This is a genomic window from Streptomyces sp. HM190 (genome assembly GCF_009857135.1).
Classification (GTDB): Bacteria; Actinomycetota; Actinomycetes; order Streptomycetales; family Streptomycetaceae; genus Streptomyces; species Streptomyces heilongjiangensis.
On record NZ_CP047318.1, the window covers coordinates 5,448,210 to 5,460,777 of the forward strand.

Sequence of the window (12,568 nt, forward strand, 5' to 3'; positions counted from 1 at the left end):
CTGTTCGTCCGCCCGCCCCGTCACCAGTGGACGACCACCTTGTCCCGCCCCGTCACCAGTGGACGACCACCTTGTCGCCGATCCTGACCTGCGCGAACAGCCGCGCGATGGCCGCCTCGTCGCGCACGTTGACGCAGCCGTGCGAGGCGCCGTAGTAGCCGCGGGCCGCGAAGTCGGACGAGTAGTGGACGGCCTGCCCGCCGCTGAAGAACATCGCATACGGCATTGCCGTGTCGTACAGGGTCGACCAGTGGTCACGGGACTTGAAGTAGACGCTGAAGACGCCTTCGCGGGTGGGCGTGTACTGCGAGCCGAACCGTACCTCGACCGTCGTCAGCGTGGTGCCGTTCACCATCCAGCGCAGGGTCCGACTCGTCTTGCTGACGCACAGCACCCGGCCCGTGAGGCAGCGCGGGTCCGGCTCCGCCGCCGGCTGGCCCCCGAACGCGTACAACTCCCACTTGCCGGGCTCCCGCGTCATCCCCACCAGCCGCGCCCAGGTGGCGGTGTCCGTGCTGCCCGTCCGCGGCAGCCCTCGCTTGCCCTGGAAGCCCTTCACCGCCTGCACGGTCAGGTCGTCGTACGTCCCCGTGGGCCCGACGTGCAGCCACGCGACCTGCCGGAGACGCGCCTGGAGTTCGCGTACCTCGAACCCTTCGTCGCCCCGCGACCACAGGACCTTCGCCGGGACCGCGGGGGCGGGGTTCCCGCCGGGCGGCGCGCTCGACGGGGCGGCCCGGCCGCCGGACTCCCCGCCCTTCTGGTCGCCGTCGCCGTCGCTGTTGCTGCCGCCGCTGCCGCCGCCGCTTCCGGTCGCCCTGTCGCCGTCGTCCGTCAGGGGGCCGCCCGGCGTGGCCGTGGCGTCGACGCGGTCCGGCTGCCGCTGGTCGCCGTCCACCCGCACCACCGGGCCCGTACAGCCGCCGACCACCACGAGCGTCGCGAGCGCGGCCACAGCTCTCCGCATGTCCCTGGTACGCATCCGGCTCCCCGCCGTCCCATGGCCGCGGTCCCGTGGCCGCGCGGGCCCCGCCGTCCTCCCGGCCGGGTCTGCCGAAAGGTTGCCCGCGCGTGACCCGTCGCGAACAACGGGGCATGGTTGTGAGCAAGGTCCCAGCAGGTGCCCCTCCACCGGGCGCACGGCCGCCGCTACAGTCCGTCGCGAGGGTCGCCTGTACCAGCGAGTAACCAGCGAGTAACAAGCAACGCGGAGGCACACACCATGGCGCGCGAGTCGGAGTCCGGACTGCCCATCGAGCCGGTGTACGGACCGGAGACCCTCCAGGGCTGGGATCCGGCGGACAAGCTGGGTGAGCCCGGGGCGTACCCCTTCACCCGTGGTGTGTACCCGTCCATGTACACGGGACGGCCGTGGACGATGCGGCAGTACGCCGGTTTCGGTACGGCGGTGGAGTCCAACGCCCGCTACAAGCAGCTCATCGCCAACGGCACGATGGGCCTGTCCGTCGCGTTCGACCTGCCGACCCAGATGGGCCACGACTCCGACGCCCCGATCGCGCACGGCGAGGTCGGCAAGGTGGGTGTGGCGATCGACTCGATCGACGACATGCGGGTCCTGTTCGACGGGATCCCGCTGGACAAGGTCTCCACGTCGATGACGATCAACGCCCCCGCCTCGCTGCTGCTCCTGCTGTACCAACTCGTCGCCGAGGAGCAGGGCGTCAGCGCCGACCGGCTGACCGGCACGATCCAGAACGACGTGCTGAAGGAGTACATCGCCCGCGGCACGTACATCTTCCCGCCCAAGCCCTCGCTGCGGCTGATCGCGGACATCTTCAAGTACTGCAGGTCCGAGATCCCCAAGTGGAACACCATCTCGATCTCCGGCTACCACATGGCCGAGGCCGGCGCCTCACCCGCGCAGGAGATCGCGTTCACCCTCGCCGACGGCATCGAGTACGTGCGCACGGCCGTCGCCGCCGGCATGGATGTCGACGACTTCGCGCCCCGCCTGTCGTTCTTCTTCGTCGCCCGCACCACGATCCTGGAGGAGGTCGCCAAGTTCCGTGCCGCGCGCCGGATCTGGGCGCGGGTGATGCGCGAGGAGTTCGGGGCGAAGAACCCCAAGTCGCTGATGCTGCGCTTCCACACGCAGACCGCGGGCGTCCAGCTGACCGCCCAGCAGCCCGAGGTGAACCTCGTGCGGGTGGCCGTCCAGGGCCTGGCCGCGGTGCTCGGCGGCACCCAGTCGCTGCACACCAACTCCTTCGACGAGGCCATCGCCCTGCCGACGGACAAGTCCGCCCGTCTGGCCCTGCGCACCCAGCAGGTCCTGGCCTACGAGACGGACGTGACCGCGACCGTCGACCCCTTCGCGGGCTCCTACGTCATCGAGAAGATGACCGACGACGTCGAGGCGGCGGCGGTGGAGCTGATGCGGAAGGTCGAGGACCTCGGCGGCGCGGTCGCCGCGATCGAGCACGGCTTCCAGAAGAACGAGATCGAGCGCAGCGCCTACCGGATCGCCCAGGAGACCGACTCCGGCGAACGCGTCGTCGTCGGCGTCAACCGCTTCCAGCTCGACGAGGAGGAGCCGTACGAGCCGCTGCGCGTCGACCCCGCGATCGAGGCCCAGCAGGCGCAGCGCCTGGCGAAGCTGCGCGCCGAACGGGACCAGGCGGCCGTCGACAGCGCCCTGGCCGACCTGAAGAAGGCCGCCGAGGGCACCGACAACGTCCTCTACCCGATGCGGGAGGCGCTCAAGGCCCGCGCCACCGTCGGCGAGGTCTGCAACGCCCTCCGCGACGTGTGGGGCACCTACGTGCCCTCGGACGCCTTCTGATTCCGGGCCGCGTTGTCGTACCTTCGTGCCACAATGCGGCTCATGTTCGGAGTCGTCGACCTTCCCACCTATCTGGCGGGCCTCGTCCTGATCGTCCTGCTGCCCGGCCCCAACTCCCTGTACGTCCTCTCCGTCGCCGCCCGGCGGGGGATCCGGACGGGGTACCGGGCGGCGGCGGGCGTGTGGTGCGGGGACGCCGTGCTCATGACCCTGTCGGCGGCGGGGGTTGCCTCGCTGCTGCAGGCCAACGCCGTGCTGTTCGGGATCGTGAAGTACGCGGGCGCGGGCTATCTGACGTGGCTCGCGGTCGGCATGCTGCGGGCCGCGTGGGGCATGTGGCGCAGCCGCCGGGAGGCGGTCGCCGAGGCCCCGCGCGGGGAGGCCGCGGAGGGCGAGCGGCCGTTCCGGCGGGCGCTGGTCATCAGCCTGCTCAACCCCAAGGCGATCCTGTTCTTCGTCGCCTTCTTCGTGCAGTTCGTGGACCCGGCGTACGCCTACCCCGCGCTGTCCTTCGTGGTGCTCGGCGCGTTCGCCCAGCTCGCGAGCGTGCTGTACCTGACCGCGCTGATATTCAGCGGCACCAGGCTGGCCGCCGCGTTCCGCCGCCGCAAGCGGCTGTCGGCCGGGGCGACCTCGGCGGCGGGCGCGCTGTTCCTCGGCTTCGCCGTCAAGCTGTCACTGGCCGGCGGGGCCTAGGGTGTGTGTCGAAAGTGGATCTTGAACGTGAGATGATCTTGCTTCGTGGCACGTGGAGATCTGACGGACGCGCAATGGGCGGTGCTGGAACCGCTGTTGCCGAAGGGCAAGAAGCCCGGACGGCCGCCGACGTGGGCCAGGCGGCAGCTGATCGACGGCATACGGTTCCGGGTCCGTACTGGCGTTCCGTGGCGGGACCTGCCCGCCGAGTACGGGCCGTGGGGCCGGGCGTACGACTTGTTCCGGCGGTGGCAGCGGGACGGCACCTGGCATCGGATCTTCACCGCGCTCCAGGCCCGGGCCGACGCGAAAGAGCTGATCACCTGGGACATCAACGTCGACTCCACGGTGTGTCGGGCCCACCAGCACGCCGCCGGGGCAAGGAAAAAGGGGAGCTGCAGAAGGAGCCGCCCGGCGGCGTCGGCGTCGAGCCCGACGACCACGGCCTCGGCCGCTCGCGCGGTGGCCTGACCACCAAGCTGCACCTGGCCGTCGAACAAGGCCAGAAGCCCATGTCCATCGTGATCACGGCCGGCCAGCGGGGCGACTCCCCGCAGTTCGAGCCTGTCCTGAACAAGATCCGCGTCCCGCGTCTTGGCCCAGGCAGGCCGCGCACCCGGCCCGATCGTGTGCGCGCCGACAAGGCGTACGCCTCCCGGAAGAACCGCGCTTACCTGCGGCAGCGCAGGATCCGCTGCACCATCCCGGACAAGGCCGACCAGGCCCGCAACCGCAAGAAACGCGGCTCGCGCGGCGGCCGACCGCCGAAGTTCGACCCGCAGGACTACAAGGCTCGGCACGCGGTCGAGTGCGGCATCAACCGCCTCAAAAGGCACCGGGCCGTGGCCACGAGGTACGACAAGCTCGCGGTCCGCTACGAGGCGACCGTCCTCGTAGCGGCCATCAATGAATGGCTGTGACCAGCACATTCGATACACGCCCTAGTGCCGCGGCAGGCAACGTTCGCCCCGTCGCGACGCCCGGCACGCACTCTCGGCGCACCGGGCACAGGCCCGAGTACATCCCGTACGAGGACGTGCGCCCGGTCACGCCGCGCTCACCCCAGGGTCGCCCGCTTGAGGGACCTGGCCCGGCGCGCGACTCTTCGTACGGTGGCGTTGCGCGGGATGAAGGCGAGCTGCACCGGGACACCGCCGGGCAGCCCCAGCGAGGTGAGCCGGCGGCGCTTGAAGTACCGCGGGGTGTGCGTGCTCAGATGCCGCGCCAGATACGACTCGGCCTCCGCGCGCAGCGACGGGTAGATCCTGGACTGCATGGCGTAGCCCACCGCGCGGACCAGCCGGTTGAGGTCGGCCACGCTCATGCCCGGCCTCCGCGCCTCCACCGCCGCCCGGTCGCCCAGGTCCGGCACCAGCGCGTCCACGACGGTGACCGGCACCCGGTTGCTGTTCTCGTACGGCGCGAGCCGCTCCAGCAGGGTCCCGGTGCCCACCCGGGCCACGGGCAGCTCGTACAGCGCGGAGGCGGTGAGCAGGGCCGTGGAGAAGCAGCCGACCACCAGCGCCGGACGCATCCGCTGGTAGAGCACCTCGGCGAGGACCGGCGTGTCGAGCACCGTGAGGTCGGCGCCGAGCCGCTCGGCCTCCTTCTCCAGCCCGCGCGACCAGCGCGCCGGGGCGCTCGGGTGCGGCTTGAACACCACCCGCGAGTGGCCGAGCGCCACCGCGCCCCTCAGCATCCGCACGTGGAGGTCCTCCTCCTCCTCGGCGGTGAGGATGCCGAGCGCGGAGAGGTACTGGCCGAGCAGCAGCGCCGGTTCCTCGACGGTGGGCAGCGCGTCACCGGTGTCGACCAGCTCGGCGAGGACCTTCACGAAGGCGTCCGTCGGCACGATCTGGGCCGGGACCCCGAACTCGGTGAGCAGCAGGGGTTCCAGACCCGGCACCAGGTCCAGGTGGAGGAGCCGGTCGATCCGGGTGCCGACCAGTGGGTCGATCTTGTTGCGGGTGGGGCCGTAGCTCATCAGGCCGTCGGCGTACACGGTGACGGGCGCGCCGGTGAAGATCTGGGTGAAGCCGAGCGCCGGGTGGACCTGGATGGACTCCACCGCCAGCTCGACGTCGTCGTCGCCGAGCCCCCACAGCAGCCGCAGATGCCGCTCCCACAGGGGCACGTCGTCCATGCGGGGGGACCAACCGCCGGGATGGAAGGGGGAGATGGTCTCGTTCCAGGAGATGACGTCGTCGAAGCGGGTCCGGAGCCGGTCGAAGCCGGGCATGACGTCCAGGGCGGGAGCCGTCTCCGGCGTCGCCGCGTTGTTGGAGATCAGCAGGATGCGGCGGTCCGCCGGGCGGAAGCACTCGGTGTCCAGGGCGGCGGCCAGGGTGGCCGTGCCGTACAGCGTGGACGCCATGAAGATCTGCGTGGTCACGCGGCGGCCCCCGTCGCGGCGGGACGGCGGCGCAGCCGGCGCAGCCTGGTCGCGCGCTGGACGTCCATGGAGTCGAGCGCCTCGTCCAGCACGTCCTGCGGCATGCGGCGCAGCGCGACCGCGCTCATCGACTTGAGTTTCCGTGCCACCGCAGGCTCGAACCTTTCGATGGATCCCAAATGGTGGGAGATGATTGCGCAATAGGTGCGCACGGCCTTGGGAAGAAGAGTGTCCGCGTCCCGGTCCTGAGCTGTTTCCGCGATCACCTGGTCGAATGCGCGAATGAAATCGAGTTGGCGCACGTCGCCGATCTGGGTCAGAGAAGAGGCGACTCCACGCCGGTAGAACACGCCCAGCAGGCCCACCGTCGCGAAGGATTCCGCCTCCCGGTGCAGCTTCCAGATCCAGGGCCGGTCCTCCGCCGTGCGCAGCCCGTGGGTGAAGTGCAGCAGCCCCCGCTCGACCAGCCGGCGGTGGTAGACACCGGCCCACGCGAACGCGTAGTCCACGGAGGTGGAGCGGTCCGCCGGCAGGATCGCGTCACGCGGGTTCATCACCACGCCCCGCCGCCCGTTGGGCACCCGGTGGACCGAACGGGCCCGCGCGGTGCACTGGACATGGTCCGTGCGGACGAAGTCGCACCCCAACTCCTCTATCGCGGACACGAGTTGCCGGTAGTAGCCGGGGGCGAGCCAGTCGTCCCCGTCGAGGAACGTCAGGTACTCGCCACGGGCCCTGTCGATGCCCGTGTTGCGCGCGGTCGCCAGTCCTCCGTTCTGCTCGTGTCGGACGTACACGGCGCCCGGCAACTCGCGCTCCGCGCGCGCGAGGATGTCCGGTGTCCCGTCGCGCGAGCAGTCGTCGACGAGAATGAATTCGAAGTCCTCACGCGCGTTGGCTCTGAGGCTCTTCAGGGTGTCGGGCGCGTATTGCTGCACGTTGTAGAACGGCACGATGACGGAGAGCTTGACCACCCCTGTGACGTTAGGCGGCCCTCCGGCATTCGTCTTGACCAGCCGCTTGATGCCAGGTGAACGACGCGTGGCGGTACCGTGAACCAGGCACAATTCCCGGTGTTTCCCGGCCCGATTCGCCATTCGTCGACGCGCTGTTAACCCTTTGTTGCATTCGGGTTGGGCCGATCAACGGAATCCCTTCCTAGCGTCTTCGACGTGCCAGCAAGTGCTAAGAACAGCCTGCGAGTCGCCGTCCTCGCCGATTCCGACACCCGGTGGAAATGGGGTGCGCTCACCGCGAGCCGCCTCGCCCCCGAGGGCGCGGACATCCGCCTGGACGGCTTCCTCCTGCGCGGCCGTGCAACCCCCACCGCCCGCCAGCTCCAGGAGGTCGGTGTCCGCCCCGACTCCCTGCGCGAGGTGACGGGTGTGGAGTTCCTGCGCGCCCTGGGCACACCGGAGGCGGCCGAGTCGTACGACGTCCTCGTGCTCGCCCTCGTGGGCGGCGGCGTCCAGGCGATGCTGCACGGCCTGCGGCACGCCTGGGGCGCCCGCAGCAGGCGGCCCGTGGTCGTCACCGGCTATGTCGGCGTCGTCTACGAGAAGCTCGCCGACGGTCTGCTGCTGCGGCACGGCGCGGACCTCGTCCTCGCCAACTCCCGTCAGGACGCGGAGCGTTTCCGCGCCGTCTACGAGGGGGTCGGTGCCGACGCCACCTCGGTCACCGAGGTCGCGCTGCCCTTCCTCGGCGGCAGGCCGTACGAGGCCGCGGGCGCCGCGTCCGCGCAGGAGGGCAGGCCCTACACGGTCGTCTTCGCCGTCCAGCCGTCCGTCCCGGACAACCGCAAGGACCGTACGTACCTGCTGGACCGGCTCGTCCGGCACGCCCGGCTGCACCCGGACCGCCAGGTCCTGCTGAAGCTGCGCTCCAAGCCGGGCGAGCACACCACGCACATCGAGGAGCTGCCCTACCAGAAGCTGGCGCAGAAGACCGATCTGCCGTCCAACTTCCGCCTGGTCTACGGGCACATGGGCGAGGTCCTCGACACCACCGACCTGCTCGTCACCGTCAGCTCCACGGCCGCCCTGGAGTCCCTGCACCGCCGGATCCCCACCGTGGTCCTCACCGACCTCGGGATCCGCGAGGCGCTCGGCAACCACCACTTCGTCGGCTCCGGATGCCTCGCCTCCTGGGACCAGTTGGACGCCGGGCACGAGCCGGCGCCCGACCCCGAGTGGGTGGCCCGGCAGGGTGTCGCCGCCGCGAGCACCCCCTCCGGTGAAGGCTCCTACGCCACCGCCTTCGACGCCGCCCGCGACCGCATCACCCAGCTGATCGCCGCCGAACTCCCGCCCCTCACGCCGTACTACACCCCCGTCACCGCGCCCGGCTACCTGCCCGGCATCCTCGCCCGCCACCACCTCGGCCCCGACGGCAGTCCGCTGCCGGGGGCGCCCGCCGCCGACCGGCAGGCCGGGCCCGTACGGCAGATCGTGCGCCGGGCGGCGCGCGGCGCCTACCGGCACGGCGTGCAGCGCGTGGCACCCGTCATCCGGCGGATGGGGGAGCTGTGAGCCGCCACCCGTCGCCCCCGCAAGGAGCCCCACTGATGTCCCACCCGGAAGCGGACCGGGCGCCCTCCGAGCGCCGCGTCCTCGCCGTCATCCCCGCCCGCGGCGGCTCCAAGGGCGTCCCCGCGAAGAACCTCGCGCCCGTCGGCGGTGTGCCGCTGGTGGCCCGCGCGGTCCGCGAGTGCAGGGCCGCCCGGCTGGTGACCGACGTGGTCGTCTCCACCGACGACCACGCCATCGCCGCCGCCGCCCGCGAGTCCGGCGCCGAGGTCGTCCTGCGGCCCGCCGCCATCGCCGGCGACACCGCCACCTCCGAGGCCGCCGTCCTGCACGCCCTCGACGCCCACGAGGCGCTCCACGGCGTCACCGTCGACGTCGTCCTCCTGGTCCAGTGCACCAGCCCGTTCATCCTCCGCGAGGACATCGACGGCGTGGCCCGCGCCGTCGTCGAGCACGGTGCCGACACCGCGCTGACGGTCGCCCCGTTCCACGGCTTCCTCTGGCGTGACACGGCGGACGAGTTCACCGGCGGCGAGACGCACCCGGTGGGCGCGCGGACGGCCGCCCACGAGGCGCACGGCGAGGCCGGCGGCCTCGGAGCCGTCGCCCCGGGCGACGGCCGGCCGGCCCCCGCGGACACCGCCGGCGGCTACGGCGTCAACCACGACAAGTCGTTCCGCCCCCGCCGCCAGGACCGCCCCCAGGACCTGCTGGAGACCGGTGCCGCCTACGCCATGGACGCCGCCGGGCTCCGCAAGCACCGGCACCGCTTCTTCGGCCGTACGGAACCCGTCCGCACCGACCCCGCCCGGGTCCTGGAGATCGACGACCCGCACGACCTCGCCCGCGCCCAGGCCCTCGCGCCCCTCTTCGACGCGAACCGGCCCGGCGCCCTCCCCGCCTACGACGACATCGACGCCGTAGTCCTCGACTTCGACGGCACCCAGACCGATGACCGGGTGCTGATCGACTCCGACGGACGGGAGTTCGTCTCCGTGCACCGCGGCGACGGACTCGGCATCGCGGCCCTGCGCGACAGCGGCCTGAAGATGCTGATCCTGTCCACGGAACAGAACCCGGTCGTGGCCGCCCGGGCCCGGAAGCTCAAGCTCCCGGTGCTCCACGGCATCGACCGGAAGGACCTCGCCCTGAAGCAGTGGTGCGAGGAACAGGGCATCGCGCCCGAGCGCGTGCTCTACGTCGGCAACGACGTCAACGACCTCCCGTGCTTCGCCCTCGTGGGCTGGCCCGTGGCGGTCGGCAGCGCCCACGACGTCGTGCGCGGCGCCGCACGCGCGGTCACCACCGTCCCCGGCGGTGAAGGCGCGATCCGGGAGATCGCCGGCTGGATCCTCGGTCCGTCTCTCGACTCTCTCGACCCCCTCGACAAGTAAGGAACGTTCCACCATGTCTGCCATCAACTCCCGCCTCCGCACCTTCGGTACCGAGCGCATCGCCGGCCCCGGCCAGCCCGTCTACATCTGCGGCGAGATCGGCATCAACCACAACGGCGAACTGGAGAACGCCTTCAAGCTGATCGACGTCGCCGCCGAGGCCGGCTGCGACGCCGTCAAGTTCCAGAAGCGGACCCCCGAGATCTGCACGCCCCGCGACCAGTGGGACATCGAGCGCGACACCCCCTGGGGCCGCATGACCTACATCGACTACCGCCACCGCGTGGAGTTCGGTGAGGACGAGTACCGCCAGATCGACGCGTACTGCAAGGACAAGGGCATCGCCTGGTTCGCGTCCCCGTGGGACACCGAGGCCGTCGCCTTCCTGGAGAAGTTCGACGTCCCCGCCCACAAGGTGGCCTCCGCCTCCCTGACCGACGACGAGCTGCTGCGCGCGCTCCGCGCCACCGGCCGCACGATCATCCTCTCCACCGGCATGTCCACCCCGAAGCAGATCCGCCACGCGGTCGAGGTCCTCGGCTCGGACAACATCCTGCTCTGCCACGCCACCTCGACGTACCCGGCGAAGGCCGAGGAGCTGAACCTCCGCGTCATCAACACCCTGCAGGCCGAGTACCCGAACGTCCCGATCGGCTACTCCGGCCACGAGACGGGCCTGCAGACCACGCTCGCCGCGGTCGCCCTCGGCGCCACCTTCGTCGAGCGCCACATCACCCTCGACCGCGCGATGTGGGGCTCCGACCAGGCCGCCTCCGTCGAGCCCCAGGGCCTCACCCGTCTGGTCCGCGACATCCGCACCATCGAGGCCTCCCTCGGCGACGGCGTCAAGAAGGTCTACGACTCCGAGCTCGGCCCCATGAAGAAGCTGCGCCGCGTCACCGGTGTCGTCGCCGAGGCGGAGATCGCGGCGGCGGCGGGCGAGCCGGTCGGCGTCTGACACCCCCACCCCACCCACCCAGGGAAGCGACGGTCGTACGTCGATGAGCCCCCGCGCCGGAACCGCCGGCCCCCCCACTCTCGCCTTCGTCGAGAGCCCGGTACAGCTCCTGAACGTGCTGGAGTGGGCCCACGCCCACGCCCTCGGCACGCGCCAGGCCCCCGGCGCGGGGCCGGCCTCCGAACCGGGGGCGTCCTCCGGGCTCGCCGCCTCCTACGGCGTACGCCCCTCGGCGGGCGCGTCCGGCACGGGGCTCACCCTGGTGGTCCTCTCGCCCAACGACCCCATGACCCGTGGCCAGTTGCGCCGGATGGCGGAGCTGGCGCGGGACGAGGGACACGAGGTGCGCTGGGAGGAGGCCCGCGGTGGCACCGCCGCCCCCTTCCGTACCGTCGGCGGGCTCGCCCCGCTGCTGCGCGCCGCGCGCCGCGTCGTCCTGGGCGACCCCTTCTCCCGCTACGTCCAGCTCCTGCTGACGATCACCAGGGCACCGGACGTCGTCGTGGTCGACGACGGCACCGCCACCATGGAGTTCGTCTCCCAGCTGGCCCGCGGTGAACGCCTGGTCCGCTGGCACCGCAAGGGCGGCCGCCCCGGCCCGCGTGACCTGGTCTTCGCCCCGGTCTCCGCGAAGGCCCGCAGACGGCTGACCCCGACGGCCGGCCGACGGGTCGAGGTCTTCTCCTCCATGCCGATCGACGAGACCCCCGACGGTGTCACCGTCACCGCCAACGCCTTCGCCTGGACCCGGTCCCGCTTCGGCCCGCCCCGCCTCACCAAGGGCGCGGACCTCGTCGGCACGTCCCTGGTGGAGACCGGCGTGGTGGACGGCGACCGCTACCTCGAAGCGGTGCGCTCCCTCGCCGCGGCCCACGGCGCGACCCGCTACTTCGCCCACCGCCGCGAGAGCTCCGACAAGCTCCACGCCCTCGCCGCCGAGACGGGTCTGGAGATCGTCCGTCCCGACCTCCCCCTCGAACTGATCGCCCGCCGCGGCCCCATCGGCCGCACCATCCTCAGCTTCCCGTCGACCGTGGTCCACACCCTGCCGCTGGCCCTCGCGGGCACGGACGTACGCGTCGCCGTCTGCGACATCGACCCCAGCTGGCTGACCGAGACCGCCTCCCCCCGCGCCCAGGGCTTCCTCTCCGGGGTCACGGGCACGGCACGAGACGTCCACCGCCTGTCGTCGGTGGCACCGGCCTGACCACGAGCCCGCGCCCACGACGTCCACACGTTCCGCCACCTGCCGCCGCGCGGCAGGCCGGCGCAGGCCCTCGCGGGCGGAGCGGGCCTCTTCCTCCCCGGGCTCGGCCACGATCCCGCTCCGCGCGACGGGCCGCCGCTGCCTGCAGCAGTGCTCGGCGCGGCGTCCGGGGAGAGACGGGGGCGCGCGCCCACCCCCGCTGAGCCCGGCCGGCGACCGGCGTGACCTTCCCGAGTCCCACGGCCCCACCGTCCACGTGACGCTCCCGGTCCACCTGTGGGCACGTACGTACGTGCCATGCACCGGACAGCTCCGGCCACCGCCACCGGTCCTTCCGCGACCGGTTCTCCGAGGACAGGCCCGGCGGGCTCGACTCCCGCGTCCCCCTTCAGGGGCGACTGTCGGCCAACCGGCCCCCAGTCCGCCCCCGCCCGCCCTCCTTCCCTCCCGCCCGGCTCCAGCGGGCCTCAGCCGCGACGCAAGGACCGTGGCCGACCCTCACAGGCAGCCGTCCACCAGCGCCAGCCGTCCACCAGCGCCGCAGCGCCACCGCACCACCCCCGTCCGCCCTCGCGCACCGTGGTGACCCT

At 72.0% G+C, this 12,568-nt stretch carries 10 protein-coding genes; 7 read left to right on the forward strand and 3 right to left on the reverse strand.

The genetic code is table 11. From position 1 onward, the window contains the following. Positions 1-52 precede the first annotated feature (52 nt). Positions 53-982 (reverse strand): L,D-transpeptidase family protein, encoded by a 930-nt coding sequence (locus tag GSY65_RS23360; RefSeq protein WP_201452637.1) that lies wholly within the window; start codon positions 980-982, stop codon positions 53-55. A gap of 240 nt (positions 983-1,222) precedes the next feature. Between GSY65_RS23360 and GSY65_RS23365 the strand changes: the two genes are divergently transcribed. From GSY65_RS23365 to GSY65_RS23375, 3 genes are all read left to right on the forward strand, one after another. Continuing rightward, positions 1,223-2,803, forward strand: coding sequence for an acyl-CoA mutase large subunit family protein (locus GSY65_RS23365; protein WP_159772049.1), 1,581 nt, complete (start codon positions 1,223-1,225; stop codon positions 2,801-2,803). A gap of 42 nt (positions 2,804-2,845) precedes the next feature. Further along, positions 2,846-3,499: a leucine efflux protein LeuE gene (gene leuE, locus GSY65_RS23370; protein ID WP_159772052.1), complete on the forward strand. Its 654-nt coding sequence runs from the start codon at positions 2,846-2,848 to the stop codon at positions 3,497-3,499. Between the two features lie 45 nt (positions 3,500-3,544). After that, positions 3,545-4,419 (forward strand): IS5 family transposase gene (locus GSY65_RS23375; protein ID WP_443043178.1). Its coding sequence is split into 2 segments (ribosomal slippage): positions 3,545-3,934 and positions 3,937-4,419, totalling 873 coding nucleotides; the frame shifts between segments, so codons are not numbered across the junction. Between the two features lie 137 nt (positions 4,420-4,556). Here GSY65_RS23375 and GSY65_RS23380 read toward each other — a convergent pair. Beyond that, entirely contained in the window at positions 4,557-5,891 is a 1,335-nt protein-coding gene (locus GSY65_RS23380; RefSeq protein WP_159772055.1) for an alpha-2,8-polysialyltransferase family protein, read from the reverse strand. Beyond that, positions 5,888-6,865: a glycosyltransferase family 2 protein gene (locus tag GSY65_RS23385; protein WP_159772058.1), complete on the reverse strand. Its 978-nt coding sequence runs from the start codon at positions 6,863-6,865 to the stop codon at positions 5,888-5,890. The genes GSY65_RS23380 and GSY65_RS23385 overlap by 4 nt, the downstream gene beginning before the upstream one ends. A 198-nt stretch (positions 6,866-7,063) precedes the next feature. Here GSY65_RS23385 and GSY65_RS23390 point away from each other — a divergent pair, with 198 nt between their 5' ends. The 4 genes from GSY65_RS23390 to GSY65_RS23405 are packed head-to-tail and all read left to right on the forward strand — an operon-like array spanning position 7,064 to position 11,978. Further along, positions 7,064-8,422 (forward strand): DUF6716 putative glycosyltransferase, encoded by a 1,359-nt coding sequence (locus GSY65_RS23390; RefSeq protein ID WP_159772061.1) that lies wholly within the window; start codon positions 7,064-7,066, stop codon positions 8,420-8,422. A gap of 35 nt (positions 8,423-8,457) precedes the next feature. Then, complete coding sequence (locus tag GSY65_RS23395) at positions 8,458-9,813, forward strand: N-acylneuraminate cytidylyltransferase (RefSeq protein ID WP_159772064.1); 1,356 nt, start codon at positions 8,458-8,460, stop codon at positions 9,811-9,813. 13 nt (positions 9,814-9,826) lie between these two features. Then, entirely contained in the window at positions 9,827-10,771 is a 945-nt protein-coding gene (locus GSY65_RS23400; RefSeq protein ID WP_159772067.1) for an N-acetylneuraminate synthase family protein, read from the forward strand. Between the two features lie 43 nt (positions 10,772-10,814). Further along, entirely contained in the window at positions 10,815-11,978 is a 1,164-nt protein-coding gene (locus GSY65_RS23405) for a hypothetical protein (RefSeq protein ID WP_159772070.1), read from the forward strand. The last annotated feature ends 590 nt before the right edge of the window (positions 11,979-12,568 follow it).